This window comes from Streptomyces sp. NBC_00597 (assembly GCF_041431095.1).
In the GTDB taxonomy this organism is placed as follows: domain Bacteria; phylum Actinomycetota; class Actinomycetes; order Streptomycetales; family Streptomycetaceae; genus Streptomyces.
In genome coordinates, this window is sequence record NZ_CP107757.1 from 1,436,381 (window position 1) to 1,458,092 (window position 21,712).

Genomic DNA, 21,712 nt, shown 5'->3' on the forward strand with positions numbered 1-21,712 from the left:
CGAGGATTGCTAGCCGCGCTTCTTTCGCGTCTTCTTCCCGTGCCCGCCGGCCCGGTCCGCCGACGGGTGCCGGGCGGCGTACGGATCGGCCGGGGCCCCGGCAGGGGCCTCCCGCTCCAGGCTCCGCTTCGTGACGAGGAGGTCCTTGCGCGCCTCCGGCGCCATCACGGGGAACTGCGGATCGATATCCATCAGCGTGTGCGCGAGGACCGCCGCCGCGCAGATCCGCGCGAACCACTTCCGGTCCGCCGGTACGACGTACCACGGCGCCCAGCGCGTACTCGTGGCGGACAGCATCTCGGAGAACGCGAGCTGGTAGTCGTCCCACCGGCGCCGCTCCCGGACGTCGGCCGCGGAGAACTTCCAGTTCTTCTCCGGCAGGTCGATCCGCTTCAGGAAGCGGGTGCGCTGCTCCTCCTTGGACAGGTTCAGGAAGATCTTCACGACCTTGAACCCGTTGTCCGTGAGATAGCGCTCCCAGCGGTTGATCTCCCGGTAGCGGCGGTCCCAGATGCCCGTCCCGGGCCCGTGCTCCGGGAGCTTCTGCCGCAGGAGGATCTCGGGGTGGACCCGTACGACGAGGACCTCCTCGTAGTGCGAGCGGTTGAAGATCGCGATCTCGCCGCGCGCGGGCAGCCGCTGGGCGTAACGCCACAGGTAGTCGTGGTCGAGTTCCTCGGAGGACGGCACCTTGAAGCTGCTGACCCGTACGCCCTGGGGATTGACGCCGCTCATCACGTGGCGGATCGTCCCGTCCTTGCCGCCGGCGTCGAGCGCCTGGAGGCACAGCACCACGCCGTACGTGTCCTGGGCGGCCAGCCGCTCCTGGTACTCGGCCAGCAACGACACCCCGGTCTGGAGCAGCTCGACGCCTTCCCGCTTCTTCATACCTGCCTTGTAGCGGGGATCGAAGTCCCGTTCCAGGTGCACCTTCGATCCCGGTCGCACCCGTAGCGGCTCGACGAAATCCGCGATGCGTTCGGCTCTCCCGTCCGCCATCACACGTCACCCCTCTCGTGGTCATTCTCGGCTCGACCCGCCAAGATCGCCCTCCGGGCGCGCGGCGGCCGGAGACGGCCGCCCGGGGAGGAGCACGGCCGCGGCGAGTCCGGCGAGTCCGATCACGGCCAGCGTGATCATTGCGGCGGCGTAGGCGCCGGTGGTCAGGCCGGCGACGAGGATGGTGCCGGCGACCGCCGTGCCGAGGGAGGAACCGAGGTTCGACACGCTGCGGGAGAGGCCGGATATCTCGCCCTGCCGCTCTTCGGGGAAGCTCGATTGGACGATGTTGACGGAGGGGGTCAGCATCACGCCGAGGCCCAGTCCGATCAGCAGCAGTCCGGGGGTCAGGGCCCAGGGGTTCGGGGAGGAGCCGGCCATCGCTATCAGGATGACGACGCCGGCGATGGTGACGATGAAGCCGGTCATGATGAGGGTCCGCTGGGGCCGCCGCGAGGCGAGTCGTTCGGCGGCGAGCGAAGACACGAGCAGGCCGAGGGTGGCCGCGGTGAAGACGACGCCGGTCTGGATCGCGTCGTAGCCGCGCACGACCTGGAGGTAGGCGGCGATGGTGAACGAGGAACCCATCAGCAGCAGCCATTGGACGTTCTGCGTGACGAGGCCCAGGTTGGAGGTGCGGTCGCGGAACAGGCTGGTCGACAGCAGGGGTTCCTTCCCCGCCCGCTCCTTGGCCCGTACGGACAGGAAGAACCAGAGGAGCACGAGGGCGCCCAGGACGAGCAGGGCGATCATCAGCCAGACGTTGTTGTCGGCCGCGAGGATGCCCATGACGACGAGGATGAGTCCGGTGGCCGAGAGGACCGCTCCAGTGACGTCGAAGGGGCGCGTCGGGTCGGGTGGCAGCGGGTCCCGCAGGCCCCGGCTCAGCACGATGATCACAACGATGACCAGGGCCTGGAACACGAAGGCCGCACGCCAGCTCAGCCACGAGGTGATGAGCCCGCCGATCAGCGGCCCGGCGGCGGCGCCGATGCCGCCCAGCGCCATGATGACGCCGAAGGCACGGGCCCGAGAGGTCAGGTCCGTGAAGATGAGCGTGGTGAGGATGTAGACGGGCGGAATGAGCAGGGCCGTTCCGACGCCTTCCAGGATCGAGTTCCCGAGGATCAGTACGCCCAGACCCGGGGCGGCGGCGCTCAGCAGGGCGCCGATGCCGTAGATGACCAGGCCGACCAGGAGGCAGCGCTTGCGGCCGTAGAGGTCGGTCAGCTTGCCGCCGGGGATCATCAGCGCGGCCATGACCAGGAGGAAGATCGTGATCGCGATCTGCACCCCCTGGACGGTGGTGTCGAGGTCCTCGCTGATGTCATTGATCATCACGTTCATGTTGGACCCGGCGAAGCTGCAGATGAACTGCGCGAGCGCCAGCGGGGCGAGGATGCGCCGCTGAGCGCTCGACGGCTGCCGGGAGGTCGCCGTCTCGGCCACCGGTACCACCTCCGCCTGCCTGTCCCCGTTTCAGGGTGCCCCGCACCAGGGCACGGCGCATGCCGGAAGTCGGGCCCTCCTGCGGGGCACCATCGCCCGACTTCAAGCCGTTTCGTGATGAAGGTATTGTTTTTCCCTCGTGTGCGGATCATGCGGAGGGGGCGCACCGCGATGGGGTTGACCGAAGAGATCGCCGACTACCGCGAGGGCCGGGGGGATCCGGGGCGTTTGGTGGGCGAGTTCCGCCGCGCCGCCCTGCTCGTTCCGGTCGCCGGCACTGCCGCTGCCGCTGCTGGCGGCGCTGGTGGTGACGCCGCCGGTGGGCTGATGTCGGCCCTGTCGGGCGGGATCCGCTGGTTCTACGCGTTCACCGACGAGCAGGCGCTGTTCCGGTTCGCCCGGGCCCGTGGGGAGGACGGCCGCGAGTGGCCGTTCCTGGCGGTCCTCGGCGCGCGGCTCGTCGATGCGGTCGTTCCGCAGGTGGACGGGCCGGCCGGGGTGGCGGTGAACGTGGCCGATGCGGACGGCTCGATGCTGTTCCCGCCGGTCGCGGGGATCGTCCCCGATGAGTGTGCCGTCGACGTCGCTGCCGACCGGGCTGCCGGCCGCGCCGCCGGCGGGGCGGTGGCCTGATGGCGGGCGACGGGGACCTGGAGGTTTCGCCGGCGGCGGTCGCATCGATCCAGGTCGGGCTTCGGGCCGCGATAGCGGAGTTGCGGGAGTCCGGCGATGCGGCCGGGGCCTCGCAGGGCGCGGGTTTCGAGAACCTGTCGATGACCGGGATGGAGACCGGGCACGCCGGGCTCGCCACGGACTTCGAGGACTTCTGCGAGCGCTGGGAGTGGGGAGTGCGCGCCCTGATCCAGGACGCCTCCACCCTGGCCGCGAACCTCGGCATCGCCGCGGGGACGATGTGGGAGGAGGACCAGTACATCCAGGGCGCGTTCAAGGTGGCGGTGAACTCCGCGTACGGCAATCCGCACGCCAGCGAGGACGAGATCGAGCAGAAGGACTGGGGCGACATCTTCAGCGCGGACGTCTACGAGCCGGACTACAGCGCCGAGTCCTTCGAGAAGGGCGCGCAGGACATCAAGCAGACCTGGTCCGACACCAAGGATACGGTGACCTCCACCGGCAAGATCGGTTCGCTGAAAGACCTGCTGGACCAGGCGAAGGGCGACGGGGGCGGTAACTGATGGGCTGGCGCGACTACATACCCGACTCCGTCGAGGACCTTGCCGAGGACGCCGCCGAGGGGGTCGGCGACGCCATCGAATGGGCCGGCGACAAGACCGCCGACCTGGCGGAGGAAGTCGGCCTCGACGATGCGGGCGACTGGATCCGGGACAAGTCACGCTCCGCCGCCAACCGGCTCGGCGCCGACGTCGCGGAACTCGAACTCGGCCAGACCGAGGACCCGAAGAAGCTGGTCTACGGCAGCCCTTCGAAGATCCGCGAGCAGGTCGCCCACCTGAACGACTTCAGGAAGGCCTTCGAATCCGTCGGCAACGGCCTCAAGAGCCTCACCCGGCCGGACGGGCTCAAGGGCGAGACCGCCGGCGCGTTCCGCGATTCGGTCGCGAAGGAGCCGCCGCGCTGGTTCAAGGCCTCCGACGCCTTCGGGAAGGCCGCCGACGCCATGGGCCGTTTCGCGGAGACGGTCGAGTGGGCCCAGGGCAAGGCCAAGGAGGCGCTCGACGACTACAACAAGGCGAAGAAGGCCTCCGAGGACGCCCGCACCGCCCACAACAAGCTCGTCAACGCATACAACGACGCGTACACGGCGAAGAAGGACAACCTGCCGCCCCGCCCGGGGAAGGACTACCCCGACCCGGGCAAGGCCATGGCCACGGCCGCGCAGGACAAGCTCGACAACGCCCGCAAGCAGCGCAACGAGGTCGCCGAGAACCTCCGCACCGCCATCAAGGCGGCCCGGGACGCCGCCCCGCCCAAGCCCTCGTACACCGAGCAGCTCGGCGACGGCCTCGACTACCTGGACCTCGCCACCACCCACCTGCTCGGCGGCGTCGTCAAGGGCACGGCCGGCATCGCCAACTTCGCCCGCGCGCTCAACCCGATGGACCCCTACAACCTCACCCACCCCGCCGAGTACCTCACCAGCCTGAACTCGACGGCCGCGGGCCTGGTCACCATGGCCAACGACCCGTGGGGCGCCGGCAAGCAGATGCTCGACGACTTCATGAAGGACCCGTCCGAAGGCGTCGGCAAGCTCCTCCCCGAACTCATCGGCTCCAAGGGCCTGGGCTCGCTGAAGAAGGTCGGCTCCGCCGCCCGGCACCTCGACGACGTCAAGGGCCCGAAGGTGCGCGAACGGGTGGAAGATTCCCCGGACGGCACCCACAACACCGCGGACGGCGACCGCAACGGCGCCGGCGACCCGGTGGACCTCGCCACGGGCCGGATGTTCCTGCCCCAGACCGACATCGAACTCCCCGGCATCCTGCCGCTGGTCTTCACCCGCCGCACGGAATCCGGCTGCCCGGTCGGGCGCTTCCTCGGGCCGGCCTGGACGTCCACGGTCGACGAGCGGTTGGAGATCGACGAGGCCGGCGTCATCCACGTCACCGCCGAAGGCCTCCTGATCGCGTACCCGCACCCGGCTCCCGGTCTGCCCACCCGGCCGGACAAGGGCAGGGCCCGTACCCTGCTGGCCCGCGACGCCGACGGCGACTACACGGTCACCGAGCCCGACAGCGGCCTGGTCTTCCACTTCGCCGCCCCCTCCGGAAGCGAACCGGGCGGCGACGGCGAAGCGTGGCTCTGCGCCATCACCGAGCGCAACGGCCACACCATCACCGTCGACCGGGACGAGGACGGTCTGCCGCTGGCCCTGGTGCACTCGGCCGGCCACCGGGTGAACTTCACCGTGGGAGACGGCCTGGTCACCGCCCTGTCGTTGGCCGGCGCGGGCGAGGGCGGCGCGGACCTGCCCCTGATGGGCTACGGCTACGAGGACGGCAACCTCACCACGGCCACCAAGCCGTCGGGCGCCACCACCCGCTTCGTCTACGACGACCGCCGCCGCGTCATCGCCTGGATCGACTCCAACGCCAGCCGCTACGACTACGTCTACGACGACCGCGACCGCGTCGTGGCGGAGGGCGGCGAGGCCGGCCACATCCAGATCACCCTGTCGTACACCGAGCCCGACCCGCAGACGGGCCACCACACCACCACCTTGACCACCCCCGACGGACACGCGACCCGCCACCTCTTCGGCCCCGGCTGCAAACTCCTGGCGATCACCGATCCGCTCGGCCACACCACCCGCTTCACCTACGATCCGCGCGGCAACCTGCTGTCCCGCACCGACCCGCTGGGCCTCACGACCGTCTTCTCGTACGACGAGGAGGGCCGCGCCGTCCGCGCCGTCCGCCCCGACGGGAGCGAACTGCACACCGTGCGCGGCCCGTTCGGCCTGCCCGTGGAAGTCTTCGCGCCGGACGGCGCACGCATGCTCCACGAGTACGACGAACGGGGCAACCGCACGGCGGTCACCGACCCGGCCGGCGCCACCACCCGCTACACCTACGACGACGGGGCCCGCCTCACCTCGCTCACCGACGCCGGGGGAGCCACGACCCACGTGGTGTGCGACGCGGCGGGGCTGCCCGTGGAGGTGACCGACCCGGCCGGCGCCGTGACCCGCACGGAGCGCGACGCCCTCGGCCGACCGGTCCTCATCACCGATCCTGTGGGCGGTGTCACCCGCCTGGAATGGAGCGCCGACGGGCAGCTCGCCCGGCGCACCGGCCCCGACGGAGCCACCGAGTCGTGGACGTACGACGGCGAGGGCAACCTGCTCGCCCGCACCGACGCGACCGGCGCGGTCACCCGCTTCGAGTACACCCACTGCGACCTGCCGGTCGCCCGCACCGGACCCGACGGCGCACGCTACGAGTTCGAGCACGACTCCGCGCTGCGCCTCACCCGCGTCACCAATCCGCACGGGCTGACCTGGACGTACACGTACGACGCCGCCGACAACATCGTCTCCGAGACCGACTTCGACGGCCGCACCCTCACCTACCGGCTGGACGCCGCGGGCCGGTTGGCCGCCCGCGTCGACGCGCTCGGCGGGACCATCGCGTTCGAACGCGACCAGCTCGGCCAGGCGATCACCAAGGACGTCGACGGCCGGGTGACGCACTACGCCTACGACCGGGCCGGACGGCTGCTGGAGGCGGCCGGACCGGACGGGGAACTGCGCTACCAGTACGACCGTCGCGGACGCACCAAGACCGAACTGGTCGACGGCCGCCCCATCAGCTACGCCTACGACGTCCTGGGCCGCCGCACCCGCCGCACCACACCCACCGGACACGTCACCTCCTACGCCTACGCCTACGGCGCCGACGGACAGGCCCACCGCCTCACCACCGGGGGCCACCGGGTCGACTTCACCCACGACGCCGCCGGCCGCGAGCTCGCACGCGCCTTCGGCGACACGATCACCATGACCTCGGCCTGGGACGAGGCCGGACGGCTCTCCGAGCAGCAGGTGACCGCCGCGGGGCGCTCCGTCAACAGCCGTGCCTACGGCTACCGCGCCGACGGCCATCTGACATCCGTCGCGGACCGGCTGGCGGGCACCCGCACCTTCGACCTCGACCGGGCGGGCCGGGTGACCGCCGTCCATGCCCAGGGCTGGACGGAGCGGTACGCCTACGACGACGCCGGCAACCAGACCTCGGCGTCCTGGCCCTCCGGCCACCCCGGCGGTGAGGCCACCGGCCCGCGCACGTACACGGGAACCAGCCTCACCCGCGCCGGAGGCGTCCGCTTCGAGTACGACGCCCTCGGCCGCGTCACCCTGCGGCAGAAGACCCGGCTCTCCCGCAAGCCGGACACCTGGCGCTACGCGTGGGACACCGAGAACCGCCTCACCTCCGTCACCACCCCCGACGGGACGCGGTGGAGGTACCGCTACGACCCGCTCGGCCGCCGCATCGCGAAGCAGCGCCTGGCGGGCGACGGGGAGAGCGTGGCCGAGGAGGTCCGCTTCACCTGGGACGGCCTGACCCTGTGCGAACAGACCAGCCACCAGCCGCACCAGCCGAACACGGTCGCCCTCACCTGGGACCACCGCGGCGGCGTCCCCCTGGCCCAGACCGAGCGCATCCTCACGGCCGACGACCGCCAGGAGGAGATCGACCGCCGGTTCTTCGCCATCGCCACCGACCTCATCGGCACCCCCACCGAACTGATCGACGAGTCCGGCGACATCGCCTGGCGCTCCCGGGCCACCCTGTGGGGCACCACCGCCTGGTCACGCGACAGCAGCACCTACACCCCGCTCCGCTTCCCCGGCCAGTACTACGACCCCGAGACCGGTCTTCACTACAACCTGTTCCGCCACTACGACCCGGAAACCGGCCGCTACACCTCCCCGGACCCCCTCGGGCTGGCCCCCGCCCCGAACCCCGTCGCGTACGTGTCCAACCCGCACGGCGGGTGCGACCCCCTGGGCCTCATGCCCAAGTACACGAAGGAGGAGAAGGCAGAGAAACGACTCAACAAGGTCGTGGACGACGTCATCGAGAGGGCAGAGGACGGGGGGTTCAGGAAGCACAGTGAGTACCACGGGGACACGAGGCACGCGATGAGCGACGAACGGGTCACTGAAATCCTGAAGAATCCGGATGCCGTGTACCAGTCGACGGGAACAGGCCAGAGGCTCATCTTCCGGCAGGGCGAGGACATCGTCGTGCTTGACGGGCCCGGCCAGACCCAGGGCCAGGCCATTACGGCCTATGGCTCGTCCGGGCTCAAGGGCGATTCCGGCGCGAAGGCGCTCGGCGGGAATCCCACGGACCCCCACCCGCCGATAACCCACCAGGACCTCGTGGACGGCAAGGTTCCGCTGAAGGACGGATACATGGCCCCGGCAAAGCAGATCAGATGAGGCAGGAATGACCACGAAGTTGACGTTCGACGGCGACTGGCGCGCGACGCTGACGGACGAACCGATGCGCATCACGCCCCGCTTCACCGGTGACGCCTCAGTCGACATCGCGCCCTACGCGGATGTGGCGGAGCGTGAGCGCTGCCTCGCGGACACCTTCGGCAGCCAGGAGGTGCTGTGGGACGCGCCCGACGTCCTCCGGTTCGACACGGACAGCCGCGAGCTGGTCGCGGCGCAGTTCCACTGGCCGGAGGAGTCCGCCTCCGCCGCGGAGGTCGCCCGCCTTCCCCTCCTACCCGAAGTACGCCCGGGCGGGCTTCGCGCCGATGAGGCCCGCGACTTCCGGCACGAGAGGTGCTCGGTGCTGTGCCGGGCCCCCGGGGACGCTGTGCTCACCGGCCTGCGCGACCTCGACGTGCTGGACGAGCCGCTGGATGCCCGTATCGGCATCGCACCCGATGTCGCCCTCCTGGTCCAGCGCGGCGCCGTCGTCGGCTGGAGCCTCACCGATCCCGCGCAGTATCTGACCAGCAGCTTCGTCGACCCTGATCCGGGTCCGCCGTCCCCCGCCACCCGCCGCCTGCTCACCGAATGCCTGGACCTGGTCACCACGCCGGTGGTCGAGGACGTGGTGGACGGCGAACCGGCCGCGCTGGCCCGACTGCGGGCCGCCGACGAGGCCCTGCGCGATCAGCGCGAGGACCGGCACCGGGCCGACGCCCTGCTCCAGCTGATCGCCACCTATGTGGAGGACTACGGGAACGGGTGAGGCTCACCCTCGACGGCGACTGGACCGCGACCGTGACGGACGAACCCCTGTGCATCGCACCGAGGTTCGCCTTCCGGGACTTCCGCGTGTGCATCGCGACGTACAAGGACGTGATGGAGCGCGAGCGGTTCCAGCTCGACACGTTCGGCAGCCAGGGTTGGCTGTGGGACACGCCCGACGAATTCCGCTTCGATCCGGCGAGCCGGGAACTGGTCGGGGCCGAGTTCGACGTCCCCGGCGAGGCCGCCGATCCCGAGGACAGCGCCCGCGTTCCCGCCTCGCCCGCCGTCCGGCCGGGGGGTCTCCGTGCGGACGAGGCCAGGGACTTCCGTCTGGAAGTGACCACGGAGCTGTGCCGTGCTCCCGGGGACGCCGCGCTGACCTGCCTGCGTGACCTCGATGTCCTGGACGAGCCGCTGGACGCCCGCATCGGCATCGCGCCGGACGCGGCGCTCCTGGTCCAGCACGGAACCGTCGTCGGCTGGAGCCTCACGGATCCGGTGCGCTACCTGACCAGCGGCTACGCCGCCCCGGACCCGGCTCCGCCCGCCACGGCCACGCGGCTGCTGTTCACCCGCTGCCTGGACCTCGTCACCTCGTCGCAGCTCGACGCCCTGTGGAACCGCAATCCGGTCGCCCTGACCGAACTCCGTGCACTCGACCGGGCCCTGCGCGATCAGCGCGAGGACCGGCACCGGGCCGACGCGCTGCTCGCGCTCATCGCGGACCTGGTCGAGGACTACGGGACCGGCTAGCCCCGGGCGTGGTACTTGCGGCCTATCCAGCCGAAGAACGCGTCGGCCACCTGAGTGCGCTGGGGCTCGGGCATCATCGTGAAGCCTCCGTGGGCCGTGCTCCATTCGTTGAGGACGGGGCCTGAGTCGGTCATCAGCCAGTCGATGCACATCCACTCGGCATCCAGGCTCTTCGCGATGCGCTCGCAGTGGTCGGCGACCTGGAGGTGGTCGTCGTTCACCTCGATCGATCCGCCCTGGCTGACGCTGGCCAGGTAGCCGTCCTGCTTCGGGCGGCGGGTCAGGGAGGAGACCACCCGGCCGTCGGCCACGTACACCCGCATGTCCCCGTGGTGGGCGATCAGCGGCTGGATGATGTAGCCGGAGTCGCTCTGGGCCACGATGTCGACCGCGGCCGCGAGCTGCTGTTCGCCCTCGATCCGCAGGACGCCCGTGCCGCTGGACATCTCCCTGGGCTTCACGATGTACGGGCCGTCGCCGAGCATGCGCCGGGCCTCGGCGATCGCCCTGCGGGCGTACTTGCCCGGCGGGATGGTGACCGTCCCGGGCGTCGGCGCGCCCAGGCTCGCGGCGTGCTGCAGGAGCGCGAGCTTGTCCCGCTCCAGGTAGTCGGGGCCGTCGAAGGAGCGGTTCAGCAGGACCGAGTCACTCGCCGCGATGGTGCGGTAGACCGCGCGCAGGGCGTGCAGGCCCTGCGGGTCCGTGCTCATGTCCTCGACGATGTAGCACTGCCGGTGTTCCAGCAGATCTTCGCCGCGGTAGCGCAGTACGGGCTTCCCCACACAGGAGGGGATGAGCTCGGTCGCGCTGATCACCCGGAAATCGAACCCGCGCGGCTCGGAGAGCGCGGAGTAGCGTCGGGTGATGCTCTCCTCGAAGCGTTCCACCTCGGTCGGATCCGAGTCCTCGGACTGGTAGATCCACGTGATCAGGCCGTTCATCGTGCGTGTTCCCCGCTCGTTCAGGAAGGCAAGAAGTAAGGACGTCGTCGGCAGGTGGTCACCCGGCGACCAGGTCGCCGCGGAGCAGGCCGGTGCCGGCCGGGGCGTCGGCGGGGTCGCTGCCCTCGGAGAGCACCGTGTTCCGCTCGTCGACGAAGACCACGTGCGGCTTGAGGTCGCGGGCTTCCGCGTCCGAGACCTGGGCGTACGCGATGAGGATGACGAGGTCGCCGGGGCTGACGAGCCGGGCGGCTGCGCCGTTGATCCCGATGATTCCGGAGTCGCGGGGGCCCTCGATGACGTACGTGGACAGCCGGGCGCCGTTGTTGATGTTGACGATGTCGACCTTCTCGCCGGGCAGCAGGTCGGCGGCTTCCATGAGGTCGGAGCTGACCGTCACGGAGCCGACGTAGTGCAGATCGGCCTGCGTGACCGTCGCGCGGTGGATCTTGGACTTCATCATGGTGCGGAACATGGCGGAACTCTCCTCGGGCGGTGTGGGCGGTGTGGGTGGTGCGGGTGGTGCGAGTGGGCGGGCGCGGGGAAGAGCGCGGGGTCAGCGGGCCGCGAACGCCACGTTCGGCAGGGCGCCGTGACCGTTGATGCTGACGACTCCCTGCTGCTCGGGCGGGAGGTAGCGCACCATGCAGCCGGCGTCGCGGTGGTCGAAGAGGAACGGGCTGAAGACCGGCAGGACCTCGGCCCGGTGGGAGCCGCGGCCGTCCTCCTCCATGAATTCCATGAGGTGGGGGACCGGTTCCACGTACTCCTGGACGATGTGGTCCTCGGCGGCGGCCGCTTCCCGCACCGCCCGGCTCCAGACGTCGGGGGCGCAGCTGCGGCCGATGAGCACCTGCTGGCCGCTCATGCCGATGGCGGGCTTGAGGACGAACTCCTCGGGGTGGTCGAGCAGCAGCTCCGCGACGGGCTTGGTGGCGCCGCGCCACCCGGCCGGGCGGTCGCTGACGACGCGGGTCCACGGAAGGTAGCGGTCCACGGCTTCCCGCTCGCGGTCCGTCATCCACGGTCTCCCCTCGGAGACCCACCCCAGCACCTTCTTGTTGGCGATCAGATAGGCGCTCTGGGAAGCCAGCAGCCGGCACCCGGCGTCCAGCGCCTCCCGTACGGGGGCGAAGCCGATGCCGCGGTCGCGCCACTCCAGGACGGTGAAGTGGCGCAGCCCCAACTGGTAGCCGCGGCCCCCGGGGCGCCCGACGGCCGCGGGGAGCTCCTCCGGCTCGAAGAACTCCGCCTCCAGGCCCCGCTTGCGCAGGGACTCCGCCTGGATCTCGAAATAGCTGCGGGGCGCGTGCGCGTAGTCCCGCAGTGAGCCGACGACGGCCACGGCCGGCCTCACGCCCAGCTCGCGGACCGCCTTGACGAAGATCTCGTCGCGCACGGCCAGCGGGTCGACCGCGTGGAACGGCATCCGGTCGGGGCCGCCGAACGCCGCTACCCAGGCCGCGGAGTGCAGCGCGGTGTCCACCACTCCGCCGATGCCGGAGCCGATGTTGAATTCGAGGAACTTGGGGCCGGTCGCGCTCACCAGGACATCGGGCCGCGCCATGCAGGTGGCGTAGTCCTCCTCGGCGGGACCGTCCATGAACAGCGGGTACATCTGGGGGTCGGCGCCCAGCGCGGCGATGCGGCCGGCCGCGGTGGGCGCGGATTCCAGCAGACACCGGCGCAGCAGCCGCAGCAGTACGGACGACGCCGCGAAGAGTTCGTCGTAGGAGGCGCGGGGGAGCACGACGGGACGGGCCGAGACCCCCGTGGGGACGACATGGGCGTACTCGCCGGCCTTCACCCGGGCGAGTTCGCCGCTGACCTGCGGCAGGGGGAGCCGCGAGTCGAGCGGGAGCGGGGCGGACCCGTACCAGGGGGAGTGGTTCATGCGAGGGCCCCTTCCGTGGAGTCCTGGGCAGTGGCGCCGGTGGAGCCCTGCGGGACTGCGGCGAGGAACACGTCCAGGTCGATCATCCGGATGCGCTCCACGCCGGGAGACTTCGCCGAGTAGTCCGTGCGGGCCGGTCGTCCGGCGTCGTGGAAGTAGACCGCCTCCAGGACCCCGTCCGCCGCTTCGGCGAGCACGGGGTTGGCCACGAGGAAGTCCCGGACCTCGGGGGTGTCGCGGCGCACCTGAAGCCACAGCCGCTTGCTGCCGAAATGGTTGGGCGGCAGGACGACGCGGGTGCCGAACCGGCGCTTCCACTGGTAGGTGCCCTTGCTGAGGAAGGGTTCCGTGCCCTGGAAGTCGAGCCGGCGGACGCCGTGGTCGGCCGACCAGCCGATCAGGAAGTGGTAGACGGCCTTGAACGCGCCGTGGTCGTAGTGCTCCTGCGCGCCGTCGAGCACACCGAGCAGGCGCAGGGTCAGCGTGGCCGTCGTGCGGTCCCAGTGGCACAGTGCGCCGCCGACGGGTTCGCCGTCCTCGTACAGCGCGAACATCCGGCCGGTGCGGAACAGGCACTCGTAGGACACGTCCTTGGTCTCGGTCCGCTCCCGGTTCCCGTGCCGGTTGAACATGGTGGGCCGGTAGAAGCGGTCGTAGAAGACGTCGAACCACTCCGGATCGCGGACCGGGCCCCACCGCCAGTCGTGCCGGCGCGAGTCGCGGTTGAACTGCTCGCGCTCGCGCTTGGAGATGCGCCGGCGCGCGGACCCGGCGTCGTCGTCGGCATCGAAGTCGATGACGAAGTGCACGCGCATCGGGATGACGAGCGAGGCCGCCGTGGGCAGTCGACGTGCCCTGGCGGTGCTGGTGCCCACGATGGTGATGTCGGTGTCGGGCAGCCGGGCGGGGGACTTCAGGCCGCGCCCGGTCAGCTGCGCCATGACGCGCTCGGCGCCGTGCGCGCCGTCCTCACGGCGCAGTTCGGTGAAGTCGAGGGTGTACGCGAGCCCTTCGGCGAGACCGGAGTAGCTGACCGAGAGACCGCCGAGATCCGAGCGGGCGGCGGGGAACACCGCCCGGTCGCGGGTGTCCCAGGCGGTCCGTAGACGCGTGAGCCACGGGTTGCTGCTGTTGCGCCAGAGATATCCGGCACGCATGCGCAGGCGTTGGTGGATCGCGGATCGCGGGCGGGGAGCGCTTGGGGACACGTGACTCTTCCTCGGCGGTCGATCGGTGCTCGGTCGGTGGGTGGGTGCTCGGTCGGTGGTCGGGCGCGGCGGGACGCTTACAGGTCCGTGGCGTCGAGGACCAGCTGCCGCATGGCCTCGACGTCCTGGACGCGGTGGGCGTCGCGGACGGTCATGCTCGCGAAGTCGCCGGCCGCGTAGCTGCCGGAGCCGTGGACGAGGATGTCGTTCTGCGGTACCAGGCCCCGGTCGATGGCGTTGAGGATGCCGACGACGGCCATGACCAGCGACCATTCGCGGACCGCGGTCGGGTTCGCCGGGAGGCGGATGCCGGCCTCGGCGAGGAAGGCCCGGGCCTGTCCGTACCGGGCGAGGCACTCGGCCAGGGACACCACGATGCCGCCGCCGCCCTGCCCGTGGATCAGCTCGTTCATCCGCTCCGAGGTGGGCGGGTTGCGGGTGTAGAAGGTCGGGTCGAGCGTCTCCCGGGGGTCGAACGTGACCGCGGGGAACCGCGGGTTCTCGTCCTGGGTGAAGAGCCCGGTGTCGTCCTGGTACGCGTACGAGGGCAGGTGGCGCGGGTCCGTGGAGCCGTCGTTGTAGACACTCAGGACCATGTCCGGGGCGCCGAGGTGCTGGACCAGGAAGTACTGCGAGGCGGGGGTCCGGTCGCGGACCTCGGCGGGGAGCGTCGTCCGGCCGTAGGCGTGCCCGAGCAGGCCGTACGCGCTGGACACCGCGTGCACGTGCAGGCGGGGCTCGTCTGCCGCGGCCGGGAAGAACTCCGACTCGGCCAGTGCCCGGACCACGTCCGCGGCCAGGTAGTTCTCCAGCTGCAGCGTGTACCAGACGTTGGTCTTCCGGTCGACTTCGAGCTGCCGGCCGTACTGGTCGACGAAGCCGCGGGCGATGGTCTTCACCGTCCCGGGGTTGTCGCCGCTGTACACCGCGATCGGGTTGCGCGCCCGCAGCTCGGGGTCGGTGTGGAGCTCCGAGCCGCGCAGTTTGCCGACCGAGCCTTCCGGCACGATCACGACGACGTTGAGCTGGTCGGCCCGGACCAGGCCCGATTCGATGGCCCGCAGGACCGCGTCGCGCATGGCGCTGGCCTTGTTGGCCGATGACGGCGTGACGATGGTGACGCGCTGGCCGGTGTCCTGGATGAAGCGGACGGCCCGGGCCACGATGACGAGCGAGGCGAAGGTCTTCGTCGTCATCGTCGCGGGGTTCTTCGTCAGGTCCAGCAGCGCCAGACTCTTGCCCCGGTAGGCCGGCAGGGGCGAGTGCGCGACGGCGGAGACCGAGAGGTAGTCGCGCATCTGCGGCGTCAGTTCGGGCAGTTCGACGCCGGGCGTGAACTCGTCCGCGGCCGTGTCGCCCGGATTCCCCAGCAGGTCCCGCAGAGCCGCCCGGACCTCTTCGTAATAGTGGACGAGGGCGTTTTCGAGGAGCATGTCTTTCCCATCTGAATCCGCAGTCGTGTGGTGGGGTGCCGGGAGGACCGACCCCGAGCCGGCTCTGAACGTAGCCGCGCAGCCCGGCACGGCGGGACGGGTTGGCAAGAAATTGCCAATCGGGTGAAACGCAGATGGGGCCGCACGTAGCGTTCACCTGGCCGCCAACCTGGAGCAGATGTGACTTCCTCCCCGCCCATAGCGAGCGAACCGTCGGACACGGCGCGCGAGCAGACGTACCTCGACCTCCTGCACTCCCGTGTGGACACCCTCCGCGCGGAGCTGACCCGGGAACTGGCCGCGGCGCTGCGCGAACACGCGCGGACGGCGCAGGGGCAGCTGGAGCGCGGCGCGACCGTGGACCGGCTGGGCCGACGGCTCGCCGCACTCGACGCGGCCGAGAACGGACTGTGCTTCGGACGGCTGGACGTCTCGGACGGCAGCCGCCTGTACCTCGGTCGGATCGGCATACGTGGCCTGCGGCCGGAGGACGATCCGCTGATGCTCGACTGGCGCGCCCCGGCCGCGCGCCCCTTCTACACCGCCACCGCGGCCGCACCCCAGGGCGTGACCCTCCGCCGGTACCTGCACACCAGGGCCCGCACCGTGCTCCGGGTGGACGACGAATGGCTCGACAGCGCCGGCTCAGTGCCGGGGGACGTCCAACTGTCCGGCGAGGCCGCACTGTTGGCGGCGCTGCGCGCGGACCGGACCGGCCGCATGCGTGACGCCGTCGCCACCCTCCAGGCGGAACAGGACCGGATCATCCGCGCCCCGCACGCCGGAGTGCTCGTGGTGCAGGGAGGTCCCGGCACGGGCAAGACGGTCGTGGCGCTGCACCGGGCGGCCTACCTCCTCTACTCCGACCGGCGGCTGGAGGACCGGGGGGTCCTGGTCCTCGGCCCGAACCCGGTGTTCCTCGGCTACATCGGCCAAGTCCTGCCCGGCCTCGGCGAGACCAGCGTGCTGCTCTCCTCGGTGGGCGAGCTGTTCCCCGGTGTGCGGGCCGTGCGGGAAGAGCCCGGTCCGGTGGCGGAGATCAAGGGGCGGGCGGTGATGGCCGACGTACTGGCCGCCGCGGTGCGAGCCCGTCAGGCCGTGACGGACGGCCCGGTGGACGTGCTGATCGGAGGCGAGCAGCTCCGGCTGGAACCCGCACTGTTGGCCGGCGCGGTGGCGCGGGCCCGGGACACTGCGCTCCCGCACAACCTCGCCCGCCCGGTCTTCTGCCAGGCCGTCATCGACGAACTGGCCCGCCGGCTGGCCCGGGTGATCGCTGACATCGAGGCCCGGTTCGAGCACGAGCTGGCCGCCGACGTCGACTTCGCCGCGGTGGACCGTGCCGCCGCCGACGACGTGATCGGAGTCTTCGGCGAGGAGGCGCAGCTGCTCGACATGGAGGCAGCGGCGAGGGTGGAACTCGCCGAGCGGGTGGAGTTCTGGCTCGACGCCCTTCCCCGCGACCCCGTCGTACGCAGGCTGCTGGAGGCGTTGTGGCCGCACCTGACGCCGCAGGAGCTGCTCGCAGACCTGTTCGCCGATCCGGACCGGCTGGCCGGGGCCGCGCCACAGCTCTCGGGCCCGGAGCGTGAACTGCTGCACCGCGCGCCCGGCGGTGACTGGACGCTGTCCGACGTGCCCCTGCTCGACGAGGCCTCGGAACTGCTCGGTGCGATCGCCGGACCCGGTCCCGACCACGAGGCGGCCGAGCGCGCCATGGAGCTCGCCTACGCGCAGGGCGTCCTGGACATCGCGCGCGGCTCCCGCACGGGCGAGGACGAGGACGCGGACGGCGCGGAACGACTGGGCGCGGCCGACTTGTTGGATGCCGAGCGGCTCGCCGCGCGGCACAAGGAAGCGGACCTGCGGACCACGGCCGAACGCGCTGCGGCGGACCGGACCTGGGTGTTCGGCCACGTGATCGTCGACGAGGCGCAGGAGGTGTCTCCCATGGTGTGGCGGCTGCTCGTGCGCCGCTGCCCCACCCGCTCGTTCACGGTGGTCGGAGACGCGGCCCAGACCGGCGAGGCCGCCGGCTCGACCTCCTGGTCCCAGGCGCTGGAACCCTTCTTCGGTACGCGATGGCGGCTTGAGCAGCTCACCGTCAACTACCGGACCCCCGCGGCCGTCATGGCCGCCGCGGACAAGGTGCTGGCCGCGATCGACCCGGCGCTCCGACCGGCGAAAGCGGTACGTGCCGGCGACGCCGCGCCGTGGCGCGAGCAGGTGCCGAGCAGCGGCCTGCCGTCCAGGCTGGCCGAGGTGGTGGCGGCGGAGGCGAAGAGAGCCGGGGACGGCCGGGTCGCGGTGCTCGTGCCGCAGGCCGACCTGGAGCGGCTGGCCGAGGCCGTACGGGCCGAAGTCCCCGACACCTCGTGGGGACCGGACCCCGATCTCGAACGCCGGGTCGTCGTGCTCAGCGTCCGCCAGGCGAAGGGGCTGGAGTTCGACTCGGTGGTGCTGGTCGATCCGCAGGCCGTCCTCGACGCCTCGCCGCGCGGCCTCAATGACCTCTACGTCGCGCTGACGCGCTCCAGCCGCCGCCTCGCGGTGCTCCACCCGGGACCGGTTCCCGCGGTGCTGGAGGACCTGCCGGAGGGCGGGAACTGAAGGAATGCCCTGAATTCAGGGGAGGGTTGACGCCTGCTCGACCGTATGCCTATAAACCCGTATGACTTCAAGTGTTCAGAATGATTCCGATGTTGATCCACCCGCCACCTCGAAGACTCCCCTCCGTAAGATGCGTGGATTCCGGAATTTCTGGCTGTCCCGGGCAGTATCGGGGCTGGGGTCGGCAATCACCACGGTGGCACTGCCGGTACTGGTGTACCAGGAGTCGAAATCCCCGGTACTGGTGTCATTGGTCGCCGCGGCGGGAACTCTGCCCTACCTGGTATTCGGCCTGATCGCGGGCGCGGTTGCCGACCGGGTGGACAGGCGGCGCCTCATGGTCGGGGCGGACTGGCTGAACGCGCTCTGCCTCCTGACGATCCCGACGGCCTGGGCGTTGGACGCCCTGACCGTGGGGCAGGTCATTGCCGTCGCCCTCGTGTCGTCCAGCCTGGCCCTCTTTTTCGACGCGGGGGTTTACGGGTTCGTCCCGTCGGTCGTCGGAAAGGAGAACCTTGCCGAGGCCAACAGTGCGCTGTACGGGGCGGAAACGGTCGTCCGGATCGCCGGTACGGCGGTGGCCGGCGGCCTGATCGCCCTCGTCCAACCCGTCGGCACCCTCGCCGTGGACGCCCTGTCGTTCGCCGCGTCGGCCCTGCTGATCAGGGCGATCGCCGGCAAGGCAGGATCGCGGACCGCGCCGCCGGGCGGCCGGCCGGGCTTCAAGGAATCCGTGACCGAGGGCCTTCGCTTCCTCTGGAACCACCCCACCCTGCGCACCATGACCGTGGTCGGCACCCTTCAGTCCTTCTCGGGCGGTGCGATCGTCGGCCAGCTGGTCGTATTCGCCGACCGGGGTCTGGGAATCCACGACGGCGACGCCCGCATCGGATTCCTTTACACGGCGTGGAGCGCGGGAGGGATCGGCGGATCGCTGATCCTCCCCAGGCTGCTGCGGCGATTCGACGCATTCCAGATCCTGCTCGGCGTGCTGCCGGTCGGAGCGCTGCTCGGACTGGTGGTCGTCATGGTTTCCGATTGGCGCATCGTACTGGTGGCGCTGACGGCCTGGGGCTGTGCCTATCTCGCCGTTCTGGTCAACACGATGACGTATTCCCAGGAAGTCACCCCGGCCGAACTCCAAGGCAGGGTGAATACCACACGGAGAATGCTTTCATCCGGCCTCGGTGTACCGCTCGGCGCGCTCGTGGCGAGTTCCGTGACCGTGCGGTTCGGAATTCAGGCCGGAATGTCCATGGCGGTGGTTTCCATCGGGCTGGCGGCGGTCGTCGTCTGGGCCGTACAGCTCAAGAGGACGGTCCGCCCGGCAGGGACGGCATAGGGCGGAGCAGACACGAAGGCGGGGCCGGTGCACGGAACGCGTGCACCGGCCCCGCCTCCACGTCATGCGTGGCTGTTGCCCTCTCCGTGGGCCAGGGACTCGGCGAGGGCCCGCCAGGCCTCGGCCGCGAGCTCGACGCTGCCGGCCTCGCGCGCCTCCTTGGCGATGCGTTCCAGGGCGCCGACGGCAGCCACCCGGTCGCCCTCCACGACGGCCAACTGGTTGCGGAGGATCTCCAGCCCCACCCGGTCCCGGCCGCCCACACCCGCGGGCGCCTCGCCGAGACGGTCGCTCATCTCCCGCGCTTCGGCGAACCGGCCATCATGGAAGGCGAGCTGGCACTGCAGGATGAGCAGTTCGCGGTGGTGGAGCGGCATTCCGACCAGGTCGGCCGCCGACGCGGCCTCCTGCAGGCGCAGTCGTGCCTGCCCGGTGTCGCGCGGATCCATCTGTAGGTACATCGAGGCGGCGGCGAGGCGCAGCCGCATCCAGAGGACGGGATCCTCGTTGCTGGGCATCAGCTCAAGCGCCCGCCGGAGCAGCTCCGCGGTGGCCTTGGCGTCGCCCTGGCGGACGGCCACCGCGGCGGCCGTCCACAGCACCTCGATCTGCAGGCGCATGGGAACGTCTTCGGACAGCGCGTCCGCCAGCTGGTCCAGGCGCGTACGAGCCTCGACCAGCCGGCCGCTCTCCGCCTCGACCGACACCAGCGTCAGCAGGGCTTCGACGACATCGCCGCGCGGCAGCCCGTTGTCGACCGACAGCTGATAGGCCTCCTCCGCGACGGCGCGCGCCTCGGGGAGGTTCCCCGAGGCGCGGTGCCGGCGTGCGAGCCGGACAAGTGCCCTCGACTGCATGTCGAGTTGGCCGATTTCGCCTCCGAGGGCGACCAGTTCCTTGAGGGTCTGGAGCTCCTCGACGGCCTTCCCCTCCGTCTGGTAGCAGCGTGCGAGTATCCACTGTGCGTGCCAGCGCAGGGAGGCGTCGCCGTCCCATTCCTCCTGGAGGGCGTCCTCCAGGACCCGGGCCATCTGATGTGACTCGCCTATGGTGGCGACCTTCGCCACGGCCTGGGCGAGCGGGCTGCCCGCGGAGACGCGGAACACCGATGGTGAGACTTCGAGCTGGGCGCACAGGTGCGACAGGACGCGCGCCGTGGGTGGCCGTGTGCCCGATTCCAGGCGCGACAAGTACGCGCCGGACATCTCGCTGCCCGCGAGCTCGGATTGCGACAGCCCGCGGGCCAGCCGCAGAGCGCGGAGCCGCCGACCAAACATCGGCTGTTCGGGAATGCTCTCCTGCCTAGACATGTCGAGAGGTTCCAATAATTCGACAGCCTTGTCAAACCGGTCTCAAGATTGGCATGTTTTGGCAGACGTTTTACGGCCAGCCGATCTCGGACCGCAGCAGGGGGGAATTCGAATCGGCAACGATCTTGAAGTGGGAGCCTTCGGCAGGGGATTCCGACTGCCCGGTATATACGAGGGCGGCGGCCATGAGCAGTCCGACGAGCGCGATTGCCCTTTTGACCTGCGTCTTCATACTTTCTCTCCCCTTTTGTGAACCTTGTCGCCACATGGAAACCGTGTGGTGCGATGAGGCGGTCAGGCTTTTGTCGTCTCATCCCTGCGGCGTGGTCGCCACTCAACCATGGTGTCCAGAGTCTGGCAAGGTCTTGTCAGATGTTTGACAAGCCTTGCCGGCGCACCTACGCTCCCCCTCGCCCAGGCAAGAGCAAGGAGGGCTTGACATGCAGGTGAACTTCGCCGGACCGCCGCAGATCCGCCGTGCCATACACGAGGCCAGTCGGGAAGTGGTCCTGGTCATGCCCCGCAGGTGCGCGTTCGAGGAGCAGGTGGACCTCACCGCCGCCCACAGCGTCAGCATGGACTCCGACGTGAGCGTGAAGGTGTACGTGCCCCCGCCCGGCCAGGGGTCTTCCGATGACCGCGCGGGCCGGCTCGCCAAACTGGCGCAGGACGGCATGGAGATCCACTCCGGAGCCGCCCACGGCCCGCGCATGGTGATCATCGACCGTTCGGTCCTCATCTGGGCGCGCAACCAGGAGGACTACAGCAGCGGCGCGCTGATCGGCCACATGCTTCCGTTCACCCCCCTGCTCCTGCGCTCCCTGACCGCACCGCAGCCCACCGACGAAGGCGGGGATCCGGCCACGGAAGGGCTGGATTCGGTCTCCCGCGAGGTGCTCCGCCAGCTCGCCCTCGGCTCCAAGGACGAGGCGGCGGCCCGTGAGATGGGCATGGCCCTGCGCACGTACCGCCGCATGGTCGCCCGCCTGATGGATTCCCTCGACGCCCGCAGTCGCTTCCAGGCCGGCTACCTGGCGGCGCGGCAGAATCTGCTCGGGGTCTGACGGCCGCGGCGG

17 protein-coding genes are annotated in these 21,712 nt (G+C 70.5%); 8 read left to right on the forward strand and 9 right to left on the reverse strand.

What is annotated here, in order from left to right; genetic code table 11:
- Positions 1 to 9: 9 nt before the first annotated feature.
- Together OG974_RS06145 and OG974_RS06150 are read right to left on the reverse strand one after the other, a co-directional pair.
- Positions 10 to 999, reverse strand: coding sequence for a polyphosphate kinase 2 family protein (locus OG974_RS06145; protein WP_327279908.1), 990 nt, complete (start codon positions 997 to 999; stop codon positions 10 to 12).
- Positions 1,000 to 1,020: 21 nt separating this feature from the next.
- Positions 1,021 to 2,448 (reverse strand): MFS transporter, encoded by a 1,428-nt coding sequence (locus OG974_RS06150; protein ID WP_327279909.1) that lies wholly within the window; start codon positions 2,446 to 2,448, stop codon positions 1,021 to 1,023.
- Positions 2,449 to 2,619: 171 nt separating this feature from the next.
- Between OG974_RS06150 and OG974_RS06155 the strand changes: the two genes are divergently transcribed.
- From OG974_RS06155 to OG974_RS06175, 5 genes are read left to right on the forward strand one after another with little or no spacing between them, the layout of a single operon-like run.
- Positions 2,620 to 3,081 (forward strand): SseB family protein, encoded by a 462-nt coding sequence (locus tag OG974_RS06155; protein WP_327279910.1) that lies wholly within the window; start codon positions 2,620 to 2,622, stop codon positions 3,079 to 3,081.
- The gene (locus OG974_RS06160; RefSeq protein WP_327279911.1) at positions 3,081 to 3,644 is read left to right on the forward strand and encodes a hypothetical protein; all 564 of its coding nucleotides are present in this window, start codon (positions 3,081 to 3,083) and stop codon (positions 3,642 to 3,644) included. Before OG974_RS06155 ends, OG974_RS06160 begins: the two co-directional genes overlap by 1 nt.
- Positions 3,644 to 8,374: a putative T7SS-secreted protein gene (locus OG974_RS06165; protein ID WP_327279912.1), complete on the forward strand. Its 4,731-nt coding sequence runs from the start codon at positions 3,644 to 3,646 to the stop codon at positions 8,372 to 8,374. Before OG974_RS06160 ends, OG974_RS06165 begins: the two co-directional genes overlap by 1 nt.
- 7 nt (positions 8,375 to 8,381) lie before the next feature.
- The gene (locus tag OG974_RS06170) at positions 8,382 to 9,143 is read left to right on the forward strand and encodes a hypothetical protein (RefSeq protein WP_327279913.1); all 762 of its coding nucleotides are present in this window, start codon (positions 8,382 to 8,384) and stop codon (positions 9,141 to 9,143) included.
- Positions 9,140 to 9,898, forward strand: a complete 759-nt coding sequence (locus OG974_RS06175; protein ID WP_327279914.1) for a hypothetical protein — start codon at positions 9,140 to 9,142, stop codon at positions 9,896 to 9,898. Before OG974_RS06170 ends, OG974_RS06175 begins: the two co-directional genes overlap by 4 nt.
- Here the strand turns inward: OG974_RS06175 and OG974_RS06180 are convergent.
- The 5 genes from OG974_RS06180 to OG974_RS06200 form a co-directional block, all read right to left on the reverse strand.
- Positions 9,895 to 10,839, reverse strand: a complete 945-nt coding sequence (locus tag OG974_RS06180; RefSeq protein WP_327279915.1) for a hypothetical protein — start codon at positions 10,837 to 10,839, stop codon at positions 9,895 to 9,897. The genes OG974_RS06175 and OG974_RS06180 overlap by 4 nt on opposite strands.
- A 58-nt stretch (positions 10,840 to 10,897) precedes the next feature.
- Positions 10,898 to 11,314: an aspartate 1-decarboxylase gene (panD, locus tag OG974_RS06185; protein WP_327279916.1), complete on the reverse strand. Its 417-nt coding sequence runs from the start codon at positions 11,312 to 11,314 to the stop codon at positions 10,898 to 10,900.
- A gap of 81 nt (positions 11,315 to 11,395) precedes the next feature.
- The gene (locus OG974_RS06190; RefSeq protein ID WP_327279917.1) at positions 11,396 to 12,733 is read right to left on the reverse strand and encodes a hypothetical protein; all 1,338 of its coding nucleotides are present in this window, start codon (positions 12,731 to 12,733) and stop codon (positions 11,396 to 11,398) included.
- On the reverse strand, positions 12,730 to 13,890 hold the full coding sequence (locus OG974_RS06195; RefSeq protein ID WP_327279918.1) for a hypothetical protein: 1,161 nt from the start codon (positions 13,888 to 13,890) through the stop codon (positions 12,730 to 12,732). Before OG974_RS06195 ends, OG974_RS06190 begins: the two co-directional genes overlap by 4 nt.
- Before the next feature lie 128 nt (positions 13,891 to 14,018).
- Positions 14,019 to 15,374, reverse strand: a complete 1,356-nt coding sequence (locus OG974_RS06200; protein ID WP_327279919.1) for a DUF6002 family protein — start codon at positions 15,372 to 15,374, stop codon at positions 14,019 to 14,021.
- A 180-nt stretch (positions 15,375 to 15,554) separates the two neighbouring features.
- Here OG974_RS06200 and OG974_RS06205 point away from each other — a divergent pair, with 180 nt between their 5' ends.
- Complete coding sequence (locus tag OG974_RS06205) at positions 15,555 to 17,984, forward strand: ATP-binding domain-containing protein (protein ID WP_327279920.1); 2,430 nt, start codon at positions 15,555 to 15,557, stop codon at positions 17,982 to 17,984.
- Between the two features lie 130 nt (positions 17,985 to 18,114).
- Positions 18,115 to 19,326 carry an MFS transporter gene (locus tag OG974_RS06210; RefSeq protein ID WP_371645715.1) on the forward strand — a complete coding sequence of 404 codons (1,212 nt, stop codon included), beginning with the start codon at positions 18,115 to 18,117 and terminating at the stop codon, positions 19,324 to 19,326.
- Between the two features lie 62 nt (positions 19,327 to 19,388).
- Here OG974_RS06210 and OG974_RS06215 read toward each other — a convergent pair whose 3' ends face one another.
- Together OG974_RS06215 and OG974_RS06220 are read right to left on the reverse strand one after the other, a co-directional pair.
- Complete coding sequence (locus OG974_RS06215; RefSeq protein ID WP_327279922.1) at positions 19,389 to 20,636, reverse strand: helix-turn-helix domain-containing protein; 1,248 nt, start codon at positions 20,634 to 20,636, stop codon at positions 19,389 to 19,391.
- Positions 20,637 to 20,706: 70 nt separating this feature from the next.
- Positions 20,707 to 20,868 (reverse strand): hypothetical protein, encoded by a 162-nt coding sequence (locus tag OG974_RS06220; RefSeq protein ID WP_327279923.1) that lies wholly within the window; start codon positions 20,866 to 20,868, stop codon positions 20,707 to 20,709.
- Positions 20,869 to 21,076: 208 nt separating this feature from the next.
- On the opposite strand from OG974_RS06220, the gene OG974_RS06225 reads away from it, so the two are divergent.
- Positions 21,077 to 21,700, forward strand: coding sequence for a hypothetical protein (locus OG974_RS06225; protein ID WP_327279924.1), 624 nt, complete (start codon positions 21,077 to 21,079; stop codon positions 21,698 to 21,700).
- Positions 21,701 to 21,712: the final 12 nt, after the last annotated feature.